This window comes from Arthrobacter sp. UM1 (assembly GCF_020483305.1).
Lineage (GTDB): Bacteria > Actinomycetota > Actinomycetes > Actinomycetales > Micrococcaceae > Falsarthrobacter.
In genome coordinates, this window is the sequence record NZ_JACWAB010000006.1 from 29,681 (window position 1) to 50,071 (window position 20,391).

Genomic DNA, 20,391 nt, shown 5'->3' on the forward strand with positions numbered 1-20,391 from the left:
AACGCGCCACAAACGGCGGGGGGGGGCTGGGCCGAACGGCGGGGGGCTGGGCCGAGGGACGGGAGGGAGAGGACAGCGGACCCCGCCCCGCACCCCGCCCGACTAAGCTGGCCCCATGGCCCTCTCCCGCGAACAGATCACCCAGGCTGCCCTGCGCATCCTGCGGAGCTACGGTCTCGCGGACCTGTCCATGCGGCGCATCGCGGCGGAGCTCAGCGTCCAGCCGAGCGCCCTCTACTGGCACGTGCAGAACAAGCAGGAGCTGCTCGTCCTCACGGCCACCTCCATCCTCGAGTTCTGCCGGGGCGAGGACGTCCCCACCCTCGCGCGCAGCATCCGCGCCGCCCTCTCCTCGGTCCGCGACGGCGCCGACGTGGCCCTCATCGCCGTGCCCGCCTCGAAGGAGCCGCTGCCGGGACTCGCCGAGCTGCCCGTCATGCTCCAGGCCGCCGGCCTCGCCGAGCAGGAGGCGGAATGGGGCGCCCGGACCCTGATGCACCACATCCTGGCCGCCGTCGCGGAGGAGCAGAACGCTGCGGCGCTCGGCGCAGACCTCGACCCCCGCGCCTCCGAGGCCTTCGACTTCGGCGTCCGCGCCATCCTCAAGGGCGTCGGCGCGGAGAAGGCCGCCGTCGACGAGCCCACCCTTTTCTGACCGCAGCACCGACGGGAGACGCCGTGACCCGCATCCACCTGCTCCGCGCCGTCAACCTCGGCGCCCGGAACAAGGTCCCCATGGCCGAGCTCCGCCGCATCGCCGAGGAGCTCGGCGCCACCGGCGTGCGCACCCTCCTCAACACCGGCAATCTCGTGGCCGAGACAGAGCCGGAGGGGTTCGCGGACGCCCTCGTGGAGCGAATCCGCTGCGAGCTCGGGGTGGGGACGGCGGACGTCGTCGTCGCCCCGGAGGAGCTGGCCGCCGCACTGGAGGCCCTCCCCTACGACGACGGCGAGTTCGCCACCGTCTACATCAGCGTGTGTGCGGAGGCACCCGAGGCAGAGGCCGTGAGCGCACTGCAGGAGCGGGACTTCGGCGGAGACCGGATCGAGGCTCGCGGGCGATTCCTCTACCTGGGGTATCGCGGGAACGTGCACCAGTCGAAGCTGAGCAACGCGCTGGTGGAGCGGCGGCTGGGAACCGTCACCACGAGTCGGAATGTCAGCACGCTGCGGAAGCTCGCGGCCCTGGCGGCGTAGCGCCGCACCCGGCGACCTGCCGCCGAAACCGGCTCGACCCGGCTCGCTCCGCGGCATGATGACGCCGATTCGGAGCTCTGTTGCCGACTTAACGGCACAGACGCTTGCTTTTTATTGTGATGTGTCTCACCCTCTTTCCAAGCGATCGGCACAAGGCCCTCGCTCACACCGCGGAGGTGAATCATCGCAATGAGCACATCAACAACCCTGGCGAGTCCGAATCGAAGGACGGCGGCGAGCGGGTCCGGCAAGCTCAGCGCCTGCGGGTTCTCGTTCTGAGTCGCGATGCTTCAGTTTCAGGCCCTTGAGCACCTTCGCATTGGAGTCGGCATCTTTCTGGCAGTACTCTATGCAGTTTCGGTGACTCGAGAGCTGAAGCGGTGCAAGGCCAGCCGACGCCACCATTACGAGGCCAGTGATGTCACGCTCCGCGGCGCTGTCGTTCCCGGTCTCGCCTGCCTCGCCGTGTGGATCTCAGGCTCAGGCACGCAAGACTGGCGAGTCGTCGCTGACGTCTTCATCCTCCCCTGGCTCATCGACGGCGTGGGACGCAGGCTCGGCGGTTCCGAGAAGCTCACGCTCATCGGCAGCGGGGCCATCGCCGTCCTCATGGGCGTGGCCCACGTGCTGACGCACTGAGGAGCCCAGGCCCTCGCCCTCCCCTCCCTTAAGCACCCGCTGGTGTCAGGATTCGAGCGAAATCCTGACACCAGCGGGTGCACAAGCGCGGACACCGGGTGCACAAGCGCCCGGGCTAGATGTTGAGGATGGCGACCTTGGCCGTCGGGTCCGCCTCGTCCAGGAACTGGCCGATACGCTCCACCTCGGCCTCCTCCCCGATCGCCTTGGCGGCGCGCTGCAGCGCCACAAGGCAGCGGAGGAAGCCGTGGTTGCCCTGGTGCGAGTACGGGATCCGGCCGGCGCCCTTCCACCCGGCCTTGCGCAGGGCGTCGAGGCCGCGGTGGTACCCGACGCGAGCGAACGCGTAGCTCGGCACCTCCTCGCCGTTGGCCCAGGCGAGGTCCGCCAGGAGGGCCCACGCGAACGGGGAGGCGGGGTGCTCGCGGGCGATGTCGTCCGGGTCTGCGCCCCGCTGGAACGCCTCGAGGACGTCGTCTTCCGCGGGAAGCAGCGTCTCCGCCGGGCCTGTGCCGGGCATGCCGAGGCTGCTGGACATGGCGCCCCCCTCGACTACTTGACGGACTTGCCGGCGGAGCCGAGGTTCTGGCAGGCCTCCACCACGCGCTTGGCCATGTTCTCCTCGGCCTTGGCGCCCCACACGCGCGGGTCGTAGGCCTTCTTGTTGCCCACCTCGCCGTCGACCTTGAGGACGCCGTCGTAGTTGTCGAACATGTGCCCGGCCACGGGACGCGTGAACGCGTACTGCGTGTCCGTGTCCACGTTCATCTTGATGACGCCGTAGGACACGGCGTCGGCGATCTCCTGCGCCGTCGAGCCCGAGCCGCCGTGGAAGACGAGGTCGAACGGGTCCTTCTTGCCGATCTTCGCGCCGACCTCGTCCTGGATCTTCTTGAGGAGCTCGGGGCGCAGCTTCACGCCGCCCGGCTTGTAGACGCCGTGGACGTTGCCGAACGTGAGGGCCGTGATGTAACGGCCGTTCTCGCCGGAGCCGAGCGCCTCCACCGTCTTCAGGCCGTCCTCGACCGTGGTGTAGAGCTTCTCGTTGATCTCGTTCTCGACGCCGTCCTCCTCGCCGCCGACCGTGCCGATCTCGACCTCGAGGATCATCTTGGCGGCCGCCGTGCGCTTGAGCAGGTCCTCGGCGATGCGGAGGTTCTCCTCCACGGTCTCGGCCGAGCCGTCCCACATGTGGGAGGAGAAGATCGGGTCGCGGCCCGCCTTCACCTCCGCCTCGGACGCCTCCAGGAGGGGGAGGACGAAGCCGTCCAGCTTGTCCTTGGGGCAGTGGTCCGTGTGGAGCGCGATGTTGACGTCGTACTTCTTGGCCACCTCGCGCGCGAACGCCGCGAAGCCGAGCGAGCCCGTCACCATGTCCTTGACGGAGGAGCCGGACCAGTAGGCCGCGCCGCCCGTGGAGACCTGGACGATGCCGTCCGAGCCCGCCTCCGCGAAGCCCCGGATCGCCGCGTTGAGGGTCTGAGAGCTGGTCACGTTGATCGCCGGGAAGGCGAACCCGCCGCTCTTGGCGGCGTCGAGCATCTCGTTGTACTTGTCGGGCGTCACAATGGGCATCGTCTGCTCCCTCGTTGTCGGCTGGACCGGCCTTTCCAGGCCGCCTTGCCACCATCCTAATAGCGCTCTCTGGACACGTCAGGGGAACGCCCTCGGGCGGCAGGCCGCCCGGAAACGGAACCGGAGGGCCCCGCAGCGCGGAGCCCTCCGGAATGGGGGTGTGGGAACGGCGTCAGCCCACCATGCCCATGATGATCTTGACGATCTCGGCGATGGTCTTGCCCAGCTCGATGAAGTGCTGAATGAGCGCGGTCCAGTCCATGGAACTCTCCTTGATTCGTGATTCGATCTGTGTCTACCGATCAGTAGCCACACCAAGAGATTCCGCCGGCAGGCCCGCCGAGTCAACGGTTCCGGGGCGATTTCGCCGAAGCGATACGGAACCGTGACGCTGCTTCACCTGCTGTTCACCGAACGGTCGGGAAAGAAAGCGCCGGAGCCGCGCACGCCCCCTGTGGCAGGGAACGACGACGGCGGCCGCCTAGGCTCCCTGCTGCCCGCCCTGCTGGCCCGTGATGTTGACGAGCCACTTCACGCCGAAGCGGTCCTTGACCATGCCGAACTCGTCGCCCCACATCTGCTTCTCGAGCGGCACCTCGATCTCGCCGCCCTCGACGAGCTTCTCCCAGTAGCCGCGGAGCTCGTCCGCCTCGGTGCCGGAGAGGGAGATCTGGATGTTGTCGCCGTACGTGACGGGGTGCTCGGGGCTCGGGGAGTCGGCGCCCATGAGCGTGAAGCCGGACGGGGTGGTGAGCATGGAGTGCATGATGAGGTCCTTGATCTCACCGGTCTCGCCCATCTGGCCGAAGGTCATCGCGTTGAGCTCGCCGCCGAAGACCTCCTTGTAGAAGTCCATCGCCTCGCGGGCGTTGTTCGTGAAGCTGATATAGGGGTTCAGCGTGGTCATGGGGATGCTCCTTCGAGGAGGTGAGGATTTCACGGCGCGGAGACTCCGGGCCGCACGCTCCCGAGGATATACCGGCTACACCCGCTGACCGAAGGCCCAGCGGCGGACCCACGCGTGCATCGCGATGGCCGCAGCGGAGGCGGCGTTCATGGAACGGGTGGAGCCGAACTGCTCGATGGAGAGCGTGGACTCCGCCGCCTCGACCGCCTCCGGCGAGAGCCCCGGCCCCTCCTGGCCGAAGACGAGCACGCAGCGCTCCGGGAGGTCGTAGGTCTCCAGCGGGACGGAGTCCGGGAACAGGTCCACGCCGAGCACGGTCAGCCCCTCCTCGCGCGCCCAGGCCGCGAAGGACTCCACATCCGGGTGGTGGTGCACGTGCAGATAGCGGTCCGTGACCATGGCCCCGCGCCGGTTCCAGCGGCGCCGCCCGATGATGTGGACGGCGGCGGCGTTGAACGCGTTGGCGGTGCGGACCACGGTGCCGATGTTGAGATCGTGCTGCCAGTTCTCGATGGCCACGTGGAACGGGTGCCGGCGGGAGTCCAGGTCCGCCACGATGGCCTCCATGGTCCAGTAGCGGTACCGGTCCAGGACGTTCCGCCGGTCGCCGCGCTCGAGCAGCTCGGGGTCGTAGCGCTCGTCCTCGGGCCACGGCCCCTCCCACGGACCCACGCCGACGATGTGCTCCGCGACGGCGCGCTCGGCCGCCGTCGTCGTCTCCTCCGATTGCATGAACACCAGCGTACGCAGAATCCGGATGGTGAGATCGCGTCTCCACATCCGAGACGATCCGTGTTTAGGTGGAGCGGATGCCAACGACGAAGGGGCTCCCCATGTCAGATTCCCGCCTTCAGGAGGCGGTGCTGCGCCGCATCGAGGAGAACTCGATCGAGGAGGCGAGGTTCGACGCGGAGTCGGCGCTCACGCTCGAGCGCCGCCTCGCCCGCGAGCCCGAGTGGGTGTGGCGGATGCTGACCACCGCCGCCGGGACCGCCCAGTGGTCCCCGTGCGTCCCCACGCGGGACATGGCGGGCACCGGCCAATACGAACTGCAGGAGGACCCCTCGAGCGATCCCGTGGACGGCTCGGTCACCGCGTTCGAGCCGCCCTCCCGCCTCGAGCACCACTGGGGCGCCGAGACCCTGGACTGGGAGCTCTCCCCCGCGGACGGCTACACGGACCTCAGGCTCACGCAGACGTGCTCAACCGATGACATGGTCCTCGCGTGCGCGGCCGGCTGGCACATCTGCCTCGCCACCCTGGAGACCCTGGCCGACGGCGACGACGCGTCCCCCGTGCTCGGCATGGAGTCCATGCCCTACGGGTGGGAGCGCCTGCGGGACGCGTACGCGGAGAAGTTCGGGCTCACGCCGAGCTGGACGCCGGGCGAGGAGCCTGCGCCGCAGTGACAGAATGAGGGTGACCGCCTGACCCGAGGAGCACCATGGCAGCCCCCGCCCGCACCCTGAACGACGTCGAATGCTGGCTCACCGACATGGACGGCGTGCTCGTCCACGAGAGCCACCCGCTGCCCGGGGCCGCCGAGCTCATCGACTGGTGGAGGGAGACGGGGAAGCGGTTCCTCGTCCTCACGAACAACTCGATCTACACGCCCCGGGATCTGCGGGCGCGCCTGCTCCAGTCCGGGTTCGACGTCCCGGAGGAGAGCATCTTCACCTCCGCGCTCGCCACGGCCGAGTTCCTCAAGCGGCAGCACCCGGGCGGCCGGGCGTTCGTCATCGGCGAGGCCGGCCTGACCACGGCGCTCCACGAGGCCGGATTCATCCTCACGGACTCCGAGCCCGACTACGTGGTGCTCGGCGAGACCCGCACCTACTCCTTCGAGGCCATCACCAAGGCCATCCGCCTCATCCAGGCCGGCGCGCGCTTCATCGCCACCAACCCGGACGCCACGGGCCCCTCCAAGGAGGGCGACCTCCCGGCCACCGGCGCGGTGGCCTCCCTTATCACGACGGCGACCAAGCGGGAGCCCTACGTGGTGGGCAAGCCCAATCCCATGATGTTCCGCGCCGCCCTCAACCGGATCGACGCGCACTCGGAGACCACCGCGATGATCGGCGACCGCATGGACACGGACATCGTGGCCGGCATGGAGGCGGGCCTGCAGACGGTGCTCGTCTACACGGGCATCACGAGCGAGTCGGACGTGGACGTCTTCCCCTTCAGCCCGGACTACTCCTTCGACGGGGTGGAAGACCTGGTCAAGCGCCTGCGGGACGAGGACGGAACGGACGGATCAGGGGAAGGCGGATCTGAGGAATCTGCGTCATAGTTCGTCACACAAGGCGCTCTCCGCCGCGCGAGCGGTCCGGCGAGGTCTAATCTGGCCTCACACTCGCACGCCTCCTGGAAGGAGCCTCGCCCCATGGCCAGTCTTCAGCCCTCGCACGCGGTCTTCCTCGTGCTGGTCCTCGCCCTGGTGGTCGTCCCCATCGCAGCGGTGGTCTTCGTGGTGACGCGCAGGCACCTCACCTCCAACGAGAAGATCCTCGGCTGCCTCCTGGCGCTCGTCTTCCCACTCGTCGGCTCGATCGCCGTCGTCATCATCGCCCGCCAGCGGGACAAGGCTCACGCGCACGAAGCGCAGCACCACGCGCGGCGCACCCCGCCGCGGGACGCCGGGCGGCACGCATGAGCAGCGCCCGCAGCCGCGCCCTGTGCACACGCTGGGCGTGGCCGTTGGCGGTCATCCACGCCGCGGCCGTCGTCGGGGTCCTGGCCCTGGCACGCCAGGCGCCGAGCGCGGGAAGCCCCGCCGCCCTCGTCCTCGGAGCAACAGCTCTGATCAGCACGATCCTGGTCTTCACCGCGCTCACGCGGACCGCGGGGAAAGACCGCGCCTAGCCCCCGAACACTTCCGGATTGACCGGGTTCTCGGGCTTCTCTCCCCGGGCCATGGCGATAGCGTCGCGGGCCACCATCTCCGCCATCGTGGAGCGCGTCTGCTCCGTGGCCGAGCCGATGTGAGGCAGCAGCACGGTGTTCGGTGCCTCGGCGAGGCCGTCTGCGAGCGCGGGCTCCGCCTCGTAGACGTCCAGGCCCGCCCCGGCGATCTCGCCTGTGTTGAGGGCCTCGACCAGCGCGGCCTCGTCCACCACGGGGCCGCGGGCGGTGTTGACGAGGATCGCCGTCTTCTTCATCCGCGAGAGCGCGTCCGCGTCGATGAGGTGCTTCGTGTCGTCGGTGAGCGGAACGTGGAGGGAGATGTAGTCCGCGGTCTCGACGATCTCGTCCCACGGCTTCTGCTCCACCCGTCCCGCGAACTCGCCGAGCTCCTCGTCGGAGACCTCGCGCTCGAGCGGCGGCCGCGGCGAGAACACCACCTTCATGCCGAACCCGAGCGCGCGGCGGGCCATCGCCCGCGCGATCCGGCCGAAGCCGGCGAGGCCGAGAGTCTGGCCCGTGACGTCGTGCCCCAGCATGAACATGGGCCCCGTGCCCTTGAACTGCCCGGAGCGGACCAGCTCGTCCGCCTCCCGGAGCCTCCGGGCCACGGAGAGGAGCAGGAGGAACGCGATGTCCGCCGTCGCGTCGGAGAGCACGCCCGGGGTGTTGCTCACGCCGATGCCGCGCGCGGTGGCGGCCTCGACGTCGATGTTGTTGAACCCGACTGCGTAGTTGCTGATGCCCTTGACCTGCGCGTCCTTGAGCGTGTCCGGGGTGACCTTGTCCGCCATCTGGGTGATGACGGCGTCGTAGTCCCCAGACGCGAGGAGCTCGGTCAGCCTCTCCGGCGAGGGCAGCTCGGGCAGCACCGTGGTCTCCCCCGCCTCGCGCAGGATGCTGAGGCCCGGCTCGGGGATCTCGGCGGTGACGAGGAAACGAGAGGTCATGGCTTCTCCTTCGAGCGAATCGGATTCTCGGACCGCGCGCCTCGCGCGGCGAGCGCGCAGGCGCGGTCCGGTCTCCCCTCAGGCTAGCGCGCGGGCCGCGGGCGGGCGTCGAGGATCGGCATGAAGTGGTGGGCCACGGGCCCGACGCCGAGCGCGTAGACCATCGTCCCCACGCCGAGGGTGCCGCCCAGGGCCCACCCCGCCAGAAGGGCCGCGACCTCGATCCCGGTGCGGACGAGCCGCGTGGACCGGCCGGTGACGCGGGTGAGGCCGGTCATGAGGCCGTCGCGCGGACCGGGCCCCATGCCGGCGCCGATGTAGCTCGCGATCATGATGCCGTTGAGCACCACGCCGCCGACGAGCATGGCGATCTGCGCCGCCAGCCCGTGCGCGGCCGGCATCCACGAGAGGGTCCAGTTGAGGGAGAGGCCGATGAGGACGGTGTTCGCGAGCGTGCCGAAGCCCGGCTTCTCCCGGAGCGGGATCCAGAGCAGGAGCAGGAGAACGCCGACGGCGATGACCACCGTGCCGATGCTGAGGCCGAACCGGTGGGCCAGGCCCTGGTGCAGCACGTCCCACGGCGGAAGGCCGAGCCCGGCGCGGAGGATGAGGCCGATCGAGACGCCGAACATCCAGAGGGAGACGAGGAGCTGGATGATGCGGCGGGGAAGTCGGCGGTCCATGGGGCCACGCTAGCGGAGCGGCGGCCCGAGGAGCGGGGCCGGGCCGAATGCCGGACGGTCTACAGCCCCAGGTCCTCCTTCGTGAAGACCGTGAGGTACGGGACGCCGGCCTCGGCCTCGATGCGCTCCTTGGCGCCCGTGTCCCGGTCCACGATGACGGCCACGGCCGCCACGGTGCCGCCGGCCTTGCGGACGCCCTCGACGGCGGTGAGGGCCGAGCCGCCCGTCGTCGACGTGTCCTCGAGGACCACCACCGTGCGGCCCTCGACTCCCGGGCCCTCGACCTGCCGGCCCATGCCGTAGGACTTGGCCGCCTTGCGGACCACGAACGAGTCGATCGGGCGGCCCGCGGCGGCGGAGGCGTGGAGCACGGCAGTGCCCACCGGGTCGGCGCCCATGGTCAGGCCGCCGGCGGCCTCGAACTCGAGACCGGCGTCGTCGAGCATGCCGAGCATGACGCGCCCGATGAGCGGCGCGGCCTCGTGGTGGAGCGTGGCGCGGCGCAGGTCGACGTAGTAGTCGGCCTCCTTGCCGGAGGAGAGGACCACCCTCCCGTGGACGATCGCCAGCTCCTTGACGAGCTCGAGGAGGCGGGCGCGGTCAGCGGCGTCGATGTGCGTCATGCTCGCCATTCTACGAGGGGATCTCACCGTGACGACGACGCCAGTGCGCACCCCGTCCGGCCCTCGACCGCCCCTGCCCGCGCTGCAGCGCACGGGACTACGCTGGTCGCATGACCTCGCTCCAGGAACACATCATCGCCGAGATGGGCGTCAAGCCCGAGATCAGCCCCGCCGAGGAGATCGAGAAGCGCGTCGGGTTCCTCGCGGAGTACGCGCGGACCACGGGCACGCGCGGCTTCGTGCTGGGCATCTCCGGCGGCATCGACTCGACCCTGGCGGGCCGGCTCGCGCAGCTCGCCGTCGAGCGCCTCCGCTCCGAGGGGCACGAGGCGGAGTTCGTGGCGGTGCGCCTGCCCTACGGCGTCCAGAAGGACGAGGCGGACGCGCAGGCCGCCATGGACTGGATCCGCGCGGACCGCGAGTGGACCTACAACGTCAAGCCGGGCGTGGACGGCCTCGCCGAGGAGTTCGAGAAGACCGCCGGCCAGCCGCTCAGCGACTTCAACAAGGGCAACGTCAAGGCCCGCGCACGCATGATCGCGCAGTACGCCCTCGCCGGGGAGAAGCGGCTCGTGGTCATCGGCACGGACCACGCGGCCGAGTCCGTCACGGGCTTCTTCACCAAGTTCGGCGACGGCGGCGCGGACGTCCTCCCCCTCTACGGCCTCAACAAGCGGCAGAACCGCGCGCTGCTCCGGGAGCTCGGGGCGCCGGAGCCCCTCTGGCAGAAGGTGCCGACGGCGGATCTGCTCGACGGCAACCCGGGCCGGACGGACGAGGACGAGCTCGGCGTCTCCTACGACGAGATCGACGACTTCCTCGAGGGCAGGCAGGTCTCCCCCGAGGCGGGCGCGGCCATCCAGCGGAAGTTCCTCGCGTCCCGCCACAAGCGCACGACGCCGGTGACGGTGTTCGACACCTGGTGGAAGCAGGGCTGAGTCCCGAGGAGGAGCGATGAGCACGCGCATCGACGCCTGGCTCTGGGCCGTGCGGCTGTACAAGACGCGCTCGGCGGCCACCGCGGCCTGCCGGGGCGGCCACGTCCGCGTCAACGACGAGCCGGTCAAGGCGGCCACGACCGTCGGCATCGGGGACCGGATCCGGGTGAGGAAGCAGGGGTTCGACCAGCACCTGGAGGTGACCGGGCTCATCGCCAAGCGCGTGGGCGCTCCCGTGGCGGCGAAGCAGTACATCGACCACACCCCCAAGCGGGAGAAGCCGCTCATCCCGCCGGTGCCCGTCCGCGAGCGCGGCGCCGGGCGGCCCACCAAACGGGAGCGGCGGCAGCTCGACGAGCTGCGGGGCTGGCGCAAGGAGTAGCGGGGCCCTCACGGCAGCGGGCATCTCGCTTCTGGGCCTGAGGGGGTTCTTTATATAGCGTTCGTCTGCTATGCTGGCGGGGCAGTCTTCCCTCAATTCCCCGCGAGGAGCTTCATGCCGCCCACCGTCCCCTTCCGCCGCTCGTCTCTGAAGAACCGCGCGGCCAGGCCCGTGCTCGCAGCATGGGCACTCACCGGCTCCGTTCTGCTCGCCGCCTGCGGAGGATCCGGCTCGGCTCCCGGAGCCTCGAGCAGCGCCCCCTCCGCCTCCGGCTCGGACCAGGCGGAGGCGAGCGCGCCGTCCTCGTCCGCCTCGGCAGGCGGGCACCACGGCAGCGGAGCGCACAGCGGCCACGGCGGGAGCGGACAGAACGGAGGCGGACACGGGCACACCCACGGCCACAGCAGCCCTGGCGCACCGGCCGGCATGGCCCCCGCCCCGAACGCCAAGTACCCCGTGGGCACGCAGGTCAAGCTGACGGCAGGCCACATGCCCGGCATGAAGGGCGCCGGCGCCAAGGTGACGGGCGTGTACTCGACCCAGACGTATGAGGTGACCTACACGCCCACCACGGGCGGGGCGCCCGTGAAGAACCACCGCTGGGTGGTCCGCGAGGAGACTGAGGGGCAGGCGAGCCACAAGGCCGGAGACCGGGTGGTCCTCACGGCCGAGCACATGCCGGGGATGAAGGGCGCGCGGGCCACGATCGAGAAGGTCGTGACCACGCCGGTCTACATGCTGGATGTGCGCGGGACGGACGGCTCGTTCATGCGGAACCACCTGTGGATGCAGGAGGACGAGCTGGCTCCGGCCGACCACTCCTGAGCGGGCAGTCCCAGGGCGGAGTCCTGAAGCCCGAGCCCCCGGCCGAAGCCGTCGGAGCGGCCCGCAGCCGCCCGGACGCGGGCGAGGGACCGGCTCAGACGAACGCGCTGACGCCCGTCACGCCGCGGGCCACGATGAGCGAGTTGATCTCGTAGGTGCCCTCGTAGGTGAAGAGGATCTCGGCGTCGCCGAAGATCTTGGCCATCTCGTAGTCGCTCGTGATGCCGTTCCCGCCGAGCATCGCCCGCCCGGCGGCCACGGACTCACGGGCGAGCCGCGTGGTGGTGGACTTGCCGAGCGCAGCCTGGACCATGTCCAGACGCCCCTCCTCCTGCACGCGGGCCAGCTGCACCATGAGGCCGAGCGAGGCGTGAGCATTGCCGAGCATCCGCGCGAGCGGCTCCTGCACGAGCTGGAACTTGGCCAGCTGGCGGCCGAACTGCTCGCGGGAGAGGGCGTAGGTGCGGGCCACGTCGAACGCGGCGAGCTGGATGCCCACGCCCTGCCAGCCCACCCAGGCCCGGGAGTCGCGGAGCAGCTCGTTGGCGGCGTGGAAGCTCGAGGCGCCCGGCAGGAGGTTCGAGTGCGGGACGCGGACCTCCTCCAGCTCGATGTGGGCGTTCTGCATGATGCGCAGGCCCACCTTGTTGCAGATCTTCTCCGCCGAGTAGCCCTCGCGGTCGGACTCCACGATGAAGGCCTTGATCTGGCCGTCCGCCTCGTCCCGCGCCCAGATGAGGGCGAAGTCGCAGATGGTGCCCATGCCGATCCAGCGCTTCGAGCCGTTGATGACCCACTCGTCGCCCTCGCGCCGCGCCGTCGTCGAGAGGCCGCCGGCGATGTCCGAGCCGTGCAGGGGCTCCGTCAGGGCGAAGGCGCCGGTCTTGGCGAAGGTGCGCAGGCCCGGGAGCCACTGCCGCTTCTGCTCTTCCGAGCCGAGGTGGTCGATCATGCCCACGATGAGCTCGTTGTGGATGCCCACGAGCGCGGAGAGGGACACATCCGCGCGCGCCACCTCCGCGTAGACGAGACCCTTGAAGAGACGGGACGAGCCGTCCAGCTGGAGCTCGCCGAGGCCGTGCTCGGCCATCGCGGCCACGAGGCCGGACGCGAACTCCTCGCGGTTCCAGGGCTCGATCGAGTGCGGGCGCACCTCCTCCTGGAGGAAGGCGCGGATCTCCTCGAAGCGGGCCTTCTCCTGCGGATCGAGGAGGTCCACGACGTAGCTGACGTCGGCATCGGCGTACGGAGGAGCCTCGACAAGCGGCTCGCTGGTCCGGGACGGGTCGGAAATCGTCATCGCTCTCCTCGGGCTGCAGGGTCGTCCAGGCGCCCGCTCCCCTGCCTCTTTCCGCTCACGGCGGGAAAAGGCGGGCCGCGACGGCGCGGTGCATGAAACGAGCCTATCCGAAGTGTGTCCCGCCTCACAGTGTGCATCAGTGCACGAGTGCTGTGCAGTTTCAGTCCCACTCGCATTGCGGACAGACCCTTGAACACTCTTGATTGTTTCGGTGTGATTGGGTTCACATCCTCAGGCCGCCGCAGGCCGGAACCGCAGAAGGAGAGAGGACCTCCATGACACCCACGGACACCGCCGCCGAGAGCCCGGCCCGCAACGCCGAGGCCTTCCGCGAGGCCCGGGACGCGCTGCTCGCCGTCCGCGAGGACTACGAGGCCGCCCGGCAGTCATTCGAGTGGCCGCGCTTCGAGACGTTCAACTTCGCCTCGGACTGGTTCGACTCGGTCGCCGGCTCGGAGCGCGGCGGGGACCAGGCCCTCGTCATCGTGGAGCAGGACGGCTCGTCCACGCGCCGCACCTGGCAGGACCTCAGCCGCCGCTCGACGCAGGTGGCCGCCTGGCTCACCGCGCAGGGCGTGCAGCGCGGGGACGCGATGATCGTCATGCTCGGCAACCAGGTGGAGCTCTGGGAGGCCATGCTCGCGGGCATCCGCATGGGGATCGTCATGATCCCGACCACCACGCTCATGGCGCAGGCCGACCTCCAGGACCGCGTGGAGCGCGGCGGCGCCCGCTGGGCCCTCGTGGGCGGCGCCCACGCGGCCAAGTTCGCCGAGGTGGAGGGCGAGTTCTCCGTCATCGCCGTCGGAGCGAGCGAGGAGGAGTCCGAGGCGGCCGCCGTCGCGCCCTCCGGATCCCGCACCGTCCTCCGCTACGAGGACAGCGAGAGCGCGCCGGAGGAGTTCGAGCTCGCCGAGCCGACGCGCGCGGACGAGACGCTCCTGCTCTACTTCACCTCCGGAACCACGAGCAAGGCGAAGCTCGTGGAGCACACCCACACGAGCTACCCGGTGGGGCACCTGTCCACGATGTACTGGATCGGCCTGGAGCCGGGAGACGTCCACCTCAACGTCGCGAGCCCCGGCTGGGCCAAGCACGCGTGGTCCAACATCTTCGCGCCGTGGATCGCGGAGGCCACGGTGTTCATCTACAACTACGAGCGGTTCGACGCGGCGGCCCTCATGGACAACATGGAGCGCGAGGGCGTGACGAGCTTCTGCGCGCCGCCCACCGTCTGGCGCATGCTCATCCAGGCGGATCTGACTCGCCTGAAGACCCCGCCGCAGAAGGCCGTCTCCGCGGGCGAGCCCCTCAACGCCGAGGTGATCGACCAGGTCCAGCGCGCCTGGGACGCCACGATCCGCGACGGCTTCGGCCAGTCCGAGTCCACCGTGCAGATCGCCAACACCCCGGGCTGCCGCGTCAAGATCGGCTCGATGGGCCGTCCGCTGCCCGGATACGACGTGGTCCTCGTGGACCCCGCCACCGGCGAGGAGGGGGACGAGGGCGAGCTCTGCCTCCGCCTCGACCCGCGCCCCGTGGGCCTCATGAAGTCCTACTTCGGCAACCCGGAGAAGACCGCCGAGGCCATGCGGGACGGGCTTTACCACACGGGCGACACGGCCTCGAGGGATGAGAACGGGGTCATCACCTATGTGGGCCGCGCCGACGACGTCTTCAAGTCCTCGGACTACCGCCTCTCCCCCTTCGAGCTGGAGTCCGTGCTCATCGAGCACCCGAAGGTCGCGGAGGCCGCCGTGGTCCCCTCGCCGGACCCGATCAAGCTCTCCGTGCCCAAGGCGTACGTGGTCACGGTGGCCTCGGCCGAGCCGAGCGCGGAGCTCGCGAAGGACATCCTCGAGTTCTGCCGCGAGCGCCTGGCCCCGTTCAAGCGGATCCGCCGCCTCGAGTTCGCCGAGCTGCCGAAGACCGTCTCGGGCAAGATCCGCCGCGTGGAGCTGCGCAAGGCCGAGGCGGAGCGCCACGGCGAGTTCGGCGAGGGCGGCACCGGCCAGGGCCTCGGCGTCGAGTACTCCGAGGCCGACTTCAAGGAGTAGACCGGGACGACGACGGGCGCGGCGCCCGCGGCGGGAACCGCGGGCGCCGCGCCTAAAATGGTCGTTATGCCTGTGCCCTCCCTCAGCCGGATGATCTACATCGACGACTCCGGGCGTCCCCAGTCAGGCCTCGTGGTGTACGGCTGGATCGAGTTCACACCGGCGCACTGGAACGGCGTCCTGCGCACCTGGCTCGACCACCGCAAGTCTCTGTGGCTCAAGTACTCCGTGCCCGCCTCGCAGGAGCTTCACATGACGGACTACGCGCTGGGCCGCGGCCGGATTTCAAGCTCGCCGAACGCAGAATCATCGAAGACCCGGTCCACACCGACTCGTCTGCTTCTCAGCTGATCCAGATAGCCGACCACGTAGCCTGGTCAGCCAACGCGGCGCTCTCCCCGATCAAGGCTCACGATTTCGCGCACCGCTGGTACGACACCCACCTCTCACTCCGGGACCCCCACCGACGGCCTCAAGCCATCTGAGCACGGGCGGATACAGCTAGACCTCCCTGATCCGCGTGAACGGGGGAGGTCTGCAGTCAGTATGTTACCGCAGAAGGCGGGCGCGGCGCCCGCGGCGGGAACCGCGGGCGCCGCGCCCGTCGTCGTGCAGGAGAGCCGGAAGCCCTACCGGCCCTTGAAGTCCGCCTCGCGCTTGTTCACGAAGGCGTCCATGCCCTCCTTCTGGTCCTCGAGGGCGAAGAGGGAGTGGAAGAGGCGGCGCTCATAGGTGATGCCCTGCGAGAGGGGCGTCTCGAACGCGGCGTTGACCACTTCCTTGGCCATCATGGCCACGGGCTTGGACTTGGAGGCGATGGCCTCGGCGGCCTTGAGCGCCTCGTCGAGGAAGTCCTCCGCGCCGACCACGCGGGAGACGAGGCCCGCGCGCTCGGCCTCGTCCGCCTTCATGGTGCGGCCGGTGAGGATCATGTCCATGGCCTTGGACTTGCCGACGGCGCGGGTGAGGCGCTGCGAGCCGCCCATGCCCGGGAAGACGCCGAGATTGATCTCGGGCTGTCCGAAGCGGGCGGTCTCGGAGGCGATGATCATGTCGCACATCATCGCGACCTCGCAGCCGCCGCCGAGCGCGTGCCCGGAGACCGCGGCGATGATCGGGGTGCGCAGGCGCGTGAGGCCCTCCCAGTCGGCGAACCAGTCGCTGAGGTAGGCGTCCACGTAGTCCTTCGACGCCATCTCCTTGATGTCCGCTCCGGCGGCGAACGCCTTCTCGGAACCGGTGAGGACCATCGCGCCGATCTCCGGGTTCCGGTCGAACTCCCGGGCCGCCGCCACGACCTCGAGCATGGTCGCCTTGTTGAGCGCGTTGAGCGCCTTGGGACGGTTCAGGGTGATGAGGCCCACGCGCCCGCGGGTCTCCACCAGGATGTTCTCGTAGCTCTCAGCCATGACTTCTCCTCAGAGGGATCGGATGGAAGGGATCGGGCCCGCGGCCCGGAAGCGGTCAGCCGTCGGCCGAGCACTCGGCCGGGCCGCCGGCGGTCAGCGCCCCAGGATCTCGTCGACGCGCTCCTGCGAGACGTCCTCGAGGCGCCCCGGGTTCCACTTCGGGTACTTGTCCTTGTCCACGACCTGCGCGCGGATGCCCTCGATCATCTCGCCCGAGCGGATGAGGTGCATGCCCGCCTCGAGCTCGGCGTCGAAGGCCTCGCGGAGCGTCTGCCCGGCGCCCTCCCGCAGCAGCTCGAGGGTGACGAACGTGGACGTCGGGGACTTCGACTCGATCGTGTCCGCCACGTCCCCGTGGCCTCCCTCGCGGAGGCGGGCGACGATCTGGCGCGGGTCGTTCCCCGCGAACGCCTCGTCGATCCACTCGCGCTGGGCGAGCAGCTCGGACTTCGGCGCCTCGCTCTTGAGGCGGGCGAGGACGTCCGCCACCGGCTCCTCCTCGACCGCCTTCATGAGCTCCTCGAGCTTCGCGCTCTCGACGACGACGTCGGCCAGCCCGAGCGCCACGGCGTCCGCCCCGGTGACCATCTCACCGGTGAGGGCCATGTACGTGCCGAGCTCGCCCGGAACGCGCGGCAGCAGGTAGGTGGCTCCGACGTCCGGGAGGAAGCCGATCCCGGTCTCCGGCATGCCCAGCTTGGTGCGCTCGGTCACGACGCGGACCGAGCCGTGCGCGGAGATGCCGACGCCGCCGCCGAGGACGAGCCCGTCCATGACGGCCACATACGGCTTGGGGTACTCGGCCGTGTAGTTGTCCAGGGAGTACTCGGAGCGGAAGAAGTGCTCGCTCGCGGAGCCGTCGCCGTCCGTGAAGTCCTTGTAGACCGCGACGATGTCGCCGCCCGCGCAGAGCCCCCGCTCTCCGGCTCCGTGGACCACGACCTGGTCCACCGAGTCGTCGTCGGCCCAGCCGATCAGGGCGGCGTGCATACGGGCGATCATGTCCCCGCTCAGGGCGTTGAGCGCCTTGGGCCGGTTCAGGAGGATGAACCCGGTGCGGCCGCGGCGTTCGGCGACGACGGTCGGCTCGCCCTCCTGGGCTGCGCTGCCGGCGTTCGCGTCCTGTCGATTCTGGTCCACGGGAGGCCTTTCGTGATCTGGGTCGCAATCACCTGTCAACCTACCAAGAACGAGGGGGTGCCGACAGTGCACGTGCACAAAGGGAGGGCCGAGGTGAATTGCTAGATTCGGGAGGGTGAAGATCGCAACATGGAACGTGAACTCCCTCCGCGCCCGCGCTGACCGGGTCGAGTCCTGGCTGGAGCGGGAGGACGCGGACGTCCTCGCCGTCCAGGAGACCAAGTGCAAGGATGAGAACTTTCCGTGGGAGCTCTTCGAGCGCGCCGGCTACGAGGTGGCCCACTTCGGCCTCAGCCAGTGGAACGGCGTGGCCATCGTCTCCCGGGTGGGACTGGAGGACGTCCAGCGGACGTTCCCCCGGCAGCCCGAGTTCGGCAAGGGCGGGAAAGACCCCGTCCAGGAGGCCCGCGCGCTGAGCGCCGTCTGCGGCGGGGTGCGGGTCTGGTCCCTCTACGTGCCCAACGGGCGCGGCCTCGAGGACGAGCACATGGTCTACAAGCTGAACTGGCTGGACGTCCTGCGCTCCCAGACGGAGGCCTGGCTGAAGGAGGATCCGGAGGCCAAGCTGGCGCTCGTCGGGGACTGGAACATCGCGCCGAAGGACGAGGACGTCTGGGACATCGAGCTCTTCCAGCGCGAGGGCTACACCCACGTCTCCCCGCCGGAGCGCGCCGCCTTCCAGGCCTTCCTGGACCTCGGGCTCACGGATCCCGTCCGCGCGGAGCACCCCGGGCCGGGCGTCTACACGTACTGGGACTACACCCAGCTGCGCTTCCCCAAGAAGGAGGGCATGCGGATCGACTTCCAGCTGCTCTCCCCCGCGCTCGCACGGCATGTGAAGAGCACGTACATCGACAGGGACGAGCGCAAAGGCAAGGGCGCCTCGGACCACGCGCCGGTGGTGGTGGAGTTCGAGGGGCTCGGGGAGTCCCGATGACCTCTCCCGCGGCGTCGCGGCCGTACAGCGTCCTGCGCCTCTACCTGCCGGCGGAGCACTTCTCCGGCGCCACGAGCCCCGAGACCATCGCGGCCGGCCTGGACCATGAGGCCCTCGAGGCCACGGCCATGAACCGCGAGCTGCCGGAGATCCTCATGTCCGCCTCGGAGCGGCGGCAGCAGCGCCTCTCCCGCACGCCCGTGTACCGGGCGCTCTTCGCCAACGAGCGCGTCTACGTCACGCCGGAGCAGCCGGAGGCCCGCCTCCCGGAGACGGCGCGGGCCCTCTACCAGTCCCTCGGCGAGCAGATGTTCGCCCGCATCGTCTCCCCTGAAGACTTGGAGGAGGCGCACGACGCGTTCGACGACCGCCAGCTGGACGCCGAGCTGAGCGGCGTGAGCGGGCGGCTCGCCCCTGCGGACCCGGCCGCGTCCCGCTACATGTGGGCCGCCTCCGCCTGCGTCCCCATCTCCTGGCTCGTGCTCTGGGCCGAAGAGGACGCCAAGCCCGTGCCTGCGGCGGGGATCATCCGCGTGGACGTGGACACCGCCCTGGCCAGGCTGCGCCGCGCCATCCTGACGCTGTCCTGGGCCGCGCTCCCCACGGACATCGTGGACGAGCTGGGACGGACCGAGGCCTGGCTGACGCCGCACGCCGACGGAATCGTCGAGCTGGACTACGGAGCCGCCTCCCGGATCCTGGGCTCGGACGACTCACCGCGGGATCTCGGCATCGCGCTCGCCGCCCTCGAGGATCAGGACACCGTGACGGCCACGGCCGCGTACCGCCGGTTCGAGCGGCGCTGGCGGGACGTCCACAACGCCATCGCCCGGGATCTGACGAGCGGCCTGTAGCCGGGACGCCATTTCTCCATTCGGATGTTATAGACCGGTCTACGCGCTTAGCTACTGCACAGTACTTCACATTTCAAGAAGTCTGCGACGTCCGTTCCCTTGTCCCGACTGGGATTCCCGCCCGGTTCACCCGGAGTTACCGAACCGTAACCTACGTTGAGGTAGCTATCAGGATGTGGGCGTGCTTACCGTACTGGACAGGCCATCGAAGGAGCCCGTTCACGGTGCGAGACCGTGGAGACGGCCAGCCAAGCCCCCTCGGGGGCCACGGCGGCCGCCCCGCAGCCGAGTACGACGCCCGGAGCTGTCTCCCTCGAAGTCCTTCACATCTGTACGGACCAAAGAGGAGCACCCCCATGAAGTGGAACACCAAGGCCGCTGCCGCCCTCGGCGGCGCAGCACTGCTGATCTCGGCCGCCGGCGCGCCTGCCCAGGCCATCACGCAGAACGACACGTACCCGGAGACGCCGTCGAACACGCCGAAGCTCCCCATCGTGAACACGACCCACGGCTCGGACCACATCAAGCCGAACGTCCTCAACCCGCACCCGGTGTGCAACTCCCTCGAGGACCGCCGCACCACCGTCTACAAGGTGACGGACAACTTCTCCCCCGTGGGCACGATCTCCGCCACGAACACCACCAAGGGCACCATCCCGCTGACGCAGAAGCTCTCCAAGACGCAGTCGATCTCCATCAAGGTCAACGGCAGCCAGACGGAGACCACGTCCATCAACGGCAGCGGCTCCAAGGACGGCGGCCAGGCCGGCATCGCCTGGTCGCTCGCCAAGATGGTCGGCGGCGAGGCCTCCTACGAGCTCTCCTGGGAGGTCGGCCAGGACATCGGACCGTACGACGTCCCGGCGGGCTACACCGGCGAGGCAACCTACGGCTTCCGGACGATCAGCATGCAGGGCACCCAGCAGTTCTGCAAGGCCAACGGCACCTGGTCCACGCCGACCGCCTGGACCGCGTTCGTCCCCGTGAAGAACGAGGTCCGCGTGAAGCTCTACGACAAGCCGTCTGACTCGGCCGACGCCGCCACGAAGTAAGCCCCACCGAGGACACCTG

At 69.7% G+C, this 20,391-nt stretch carries 26 protein-coding genes; 16 read left to right on the plus strand and 10 right to left on the minus strand.

Annotated elements, in window-relative coordinates; all coding sequences use genetic code 11:
* Window positions 1-115 precede the first annotated feature (115 nt).
* From H9I38_RS08165 to H9I38_RS08175, 3 genes are all read left to right on the plus strand, one after another.
* A complete protein-coding gene (locus H9I38_RS08165; RefSeq protein WP_226338293.1) occupies window positions 116-655 on the plus strand; it encodes a TetR family transcriptional regulator in 540 nt (179 codons plus the stop codon).
* 23 nt (window positions 656-678) lie between these two features.
* Window positions 679-1,197: a DUF1697 domain-containing protein gene (locus H9I38_RS08170; RefSeq protein WP_226338294.1), complete on the plus strand. Its 519-nt coding sequence runs from the start codon at window positions 679-681 to the stop codon at window positions 1,195-1,197.
* 360 nt (window positions 1,198-1,557) lie between these two features.
* Complete coding sequence (locus tag H9I38_RS08175) at window positions 1,558-1,836, plus strand: hypothetical protein (RefSeq protein WP_226338295.1); 279 nt, start codon at window positions 1,558-1,560, stop codon at window positions 1,834-1,836.
* Window positions 1,837-1,951: 115 nt separating this feature from the next.
* Here the strand turns inward: H9I38_RS08175 and H9I38_RS08180 are convergent, their stop codons facing one another.
* The 4 genes from H9I38_RS08180 to H9I38_RS08195 form a co-directional block, all read right to left on the minus strand.
* A complete protein-coding gene (locus H9I38_RS08180; RefSeq protein WP_226338296.1) occupies window positions 1,952-2,374 on the minus strand; it encodes a DUF3151 domain-containing protein in 423 nt (140 codons plus the stop codon).
* A 14-nt stretch (window positions 2,375-2,388) separates the two neighbouring features.
* Window positions 2,389-3,411: a class II fructose-bisphosphate aldolase gene (fbaA, locus tag H9I38_RS08185; RefSeq protein ID WP_226338297.1), complete on the minus strand. Its 1,023-nt coding sequence runs from the start codon at window positions 3,409-3,411 to the stop codon at window positions 2,389-2,391.
* Between the two features lie 481 nt (window positions 3,412-3,892).
* A complete protein-coding gene (locus H9I38_RS08190) occupies window positions 3,893-4,318 on the minus strand; it encodes a VOC family protein (RefSeq protein ID WP_226338298.1) in 426 nt (141 codons plus the stop codon).
* Between the two features lie 75 nt (window positions 4,319-4,393).
* Window positions 4,394-5,050: a TrmH family RNA methyltransferase gene (locus tag H9I38_RS08195; RefSeq protein WP_226338299.1), complete on the minus strand. Its 657-nt coding sequence runs from the start codon at window positions 5,048-5,050 to the stop codon at window positions 4,394-4,396.
* A gap of 101 nt (window positions 5,051-5,151) precedes the next feature.
* On the opposite strand from H9I38_RS08195, the gene H9I38_RS08200 reads away from it, so the two are divergent.
* The 4 genes from H9I38_RS08200 to H9I38_RS08215 all read left to right on the plus strand — a co-directional run bounded on the left by H9I38_RS08200 (window position 5,152) and on the right by H9I38_RS08215 (window position 7,183).
* Window positions 5,152-5,727, plus strand: a complete 576-nt coding sequence (locus H9I38_RS08200; RefSeq protein ID WP_226338301.1) for an SRPBCC domain-containing protein — start codon at window positions 5,152-5,154, stop codon at window positions 5,725-5,727.
* 35 nt (window positions 5,728-5,762) lie between these two features.
* Complete coding sequence (locus H9I38_RS08205) at window positions 5,763-6,611, plus strand: HAD-IIA family hydrolase (protein ID WP_226338303.1); 849 nt, start codon at window positions 5,763-5,765, stop codon at window positions 6,609-6,611.
* A 93-nt stretch (window positions 6,612-6,704) separates the two neighbouring features.
* Entirely contained in the window at window positions 6,705-6,974 is a 270-nt protein-coding gene (locus H9I38_RS08210; protein WP_226338305.1) for a hypothetical protein, read from the plus strand.
* Window positions 6,971-7,183, plus strand: coding sequence for a hypothetical protein (locus H9I38_RS08215; protein WP_226338306.1), 213 nt, complete (start codon window positions 6,971-6,973; stop codon window positions 7,181-7,183). The genes H9I38_RS08210 and H9I38_RS08215 overlap by 4 nt, the downstream gene beginning before the upstream one ends.
* On the opposite strand, the gene H9I38_RS08220 is transcribed toward H9I38_RS08215, so the two are convergent.
* From H9I38_RS08220 to pyrE, 3 genes are all read right to left on the minus strand, one after another.
* A complete protein-coding gene (locus H9I38_RS08220) occupies window positions 7,180-8,172 on the minus strand; it encodes a 2-hydroxyacid dehydrogenase (RefSeq protein WP_226338308.1) in 993 nt (330 codons plus the stop codon). The genes H9I38_RS08215 and H9I38_RS08220 overlap by 4 nt on opposite strands.
* An 83-nt stretch (window positions 8,173-8,255) precedes the next feature.
* Window positions 8,256-8,855 carry a YczE/YyaS/YitT family protein gene (locus tag H9I38_RS08225; protein ID WP_226338309.1) on the minus strand — a complete coding sequence of 200 codons (600 nt, stop codon included), beginning with the start codon at window positions 8,853-8,855 and terminating at the stop codon, window positions 8,256-8,258.
* Window positions 8,856-8,914: 59 nt separating this feature from the next.
* Window positions 8,915-9,487, minus strand: coding sequence for an orotate phosphoribosyltransferase (pyrE, locus tag H9I38_RS08230; RefSeq protein WP_413463537.1), 573 nt, complete (start codon window positions 9,485-9,487; stop codon window positions 8,915-8,917).
* 101 nt (window positions 9,488-9,588) lie between these two features.
* Between pyrE and nadE the strand changes: the two genes are divergently transcribed.
* The 3 genes from nadE to H9I38_RS08245 all read left to right on the plus strand — a co-directional run bounded on the left by nadE (window position 9,589) and on the right by H9I38_RS08245 (window position 11,623).
* Complete coding sequence (gene nadE, locus H9I38_RS08235) at window positions 9,589-10,416, plus strand: ammonia-dependent NAD(+) synthetase (RefSeq protein WP_226338312.1); 828 nt, start codon at window positions 9,589-9,591, stop codon at window positions 10,414-10,416.
* Between the two features lie 16 nt (window positions 10,417-10,432).
* A complete protein-coding gene (locus H9I38_RS08240) occupies window positions 10,433-10,798 on the plus strand; it encodes an RNA-binding S4 domain-containing protein (protein WP_226338313.1) in 366 nt (121 codons plus the stop codon).
* 114 nt (window positions 10,799-10,912) lie between these two features.
* Window positions 10,913-11,623 carry a YdhK family protein gene (locus H9I38_RS08245; protein WP_226338314.1) on the plus strand — a complete coding sequence of 237 codons (711 nt, stop codon included), beginning with the start codon at window positions 10,913-10,915 and terminating at the stop codon, window positions 11,621-11,623.
* Window positions 11,624-11,717: 94 nt separating this feature from the next.
* Here H9I38_RS08245 and H9I38_RS08250 read toward each other — a convergent pair whose 3' ends face one another.
* Window positions 11,718-12,923, minus strand: a complete 1,206-nt coding sequence (locus H9I38_RS08250) for an acyl-CoA dehydrogenase family protein (protein ID WP_226338315.1) — start codon at window positions 12,921-12,923, stop codon at window positions 11,718-11,720.
* Between the two features lie 275 nt (window positions 12,924-13,198).
* Here H9I38_RS08250 and H9I38_RS08255 point away from each other — a divergent pair, with 275 nt between their 5' ends.
* From H9I38_RS08255 to H9I38_RS11055, 3 genes are all read left to right on the plus strand, one after another.
* A complete protein-coding gene (locus H9I38_RS08255) occupies window positions 13,199-14,980 on the plus strand; it encodes an AMP-binding protein (protein WP_226338316.1) in 1,782 nt (593 codons plus the stop codon).
* A gap of 66 nt (window positions 14,981-15,046) precedes the next feature.
* Window positions 15,047-15,331 carry a hypothetical protein gene (locus tag H9I38_RS08260; protein ID WP_226338418.1) on the plus strand — a complete coding sequence of 95 codons (285 nt, stop codon included), beginning with the start codon at window positions 15,047-15,049 and terminating at the stop codon, window positions 15,329-15,331.
* Entirely contained in the window at window positions 15,286-15,465 is a 180-nt protein-coding gene (locus tag H9I38_RS11055; RefSeq protein WP_226338410.1) for a DUF3800 domain-containing protein, read from the plus strand. The genes H9I38_RS08260 and H9I38_RS11055 overlap by 46 nt, the downstream gene beginning before the upstream one ends.
* Window positions 15,466-15,609: 144 nt before the next feature.
* Here H9I38_RS11055 and H9I38_RS08270 read toward each other — a convergent pair whose 3' ends face one another.
* Both H9I38_RS08270 and H9I38_RS08275 read right to left on the minus strand, forming a co-directional pair.
* Window positions 15,610-16,389: an enoyl-CoA hydratase gene (locus H9I38_RS08270; protein ID WP_226338317.1), complete on the minus strand. Its 780-nt coding sequence runs from the start codon at window positions 16,387-16,389 to the stop codon at window positions 15,610-15,612.
* 93 nt (window positions 16,390-16,482) lie between these two features.
* Window positions 16,483-17,529, minus strand: a complete 1,047-nt coding sequence (locus tag H9I38_RS08275) for an enoyl-CoA hydratase/isomerase family protein (protein WP_226338318.1) — start codon at window positions 17,527-17,529, stop codon at window positions 16,483-16,485.
* 115 nt (window positions 17,530-17,644) lie between these two features.
* Here H9I38_RS08275 and H9I38_RS08280 point away from each other — a divergent pair, with 115 nt between their 5' ends.
* The 3 genes from H9I38_RS08280 to H9I38_RS08290 all read left to right on the plus strand — a co-directional run bounded on the left by H9I38_RS08280 (window position 17,645) and on the right by H9I38_RS08290 (window position 20,372).
* Window positions 17,645-18,466 (plus strand): exodeoxyribonuclease III, encoded by an 822-nt coding sequence (locus tag H9I38_RS08280; protein ID WP_226338319.1) that lies wholly within the window; start codon window positions 17,645-17,647, stop codon window positions 18,464-18,466.
* Window positions 18,463-19,320, plus strand: a complete 858-nt coding sequence (locus tag H9I38_RS08285; RefSeq protein WP_226338320.1) for a hypothetical protein — start codon at window positions 18,463-18,465, stop codon at window positions 19,318-19,320. The genes H9I38_RS08280 and H9I38_RS08285 overlap by 4 nt, the downstream gene beginning before the upstream one ends.
* A gap of 356 nt (window positions 19,321-19,676) precedes the next feature.
* A complete protein-coding gene (locus H9I38_RS08290; protein ID WP_226338321.1) occupies window positions 19,677-20,372 on the plus strand; it encodes a hypothetical protein in 696 nt (231 codons plus the stop codon).
* Window positions 20,373-20,391 lie beyond the last annotated feature (19 nt).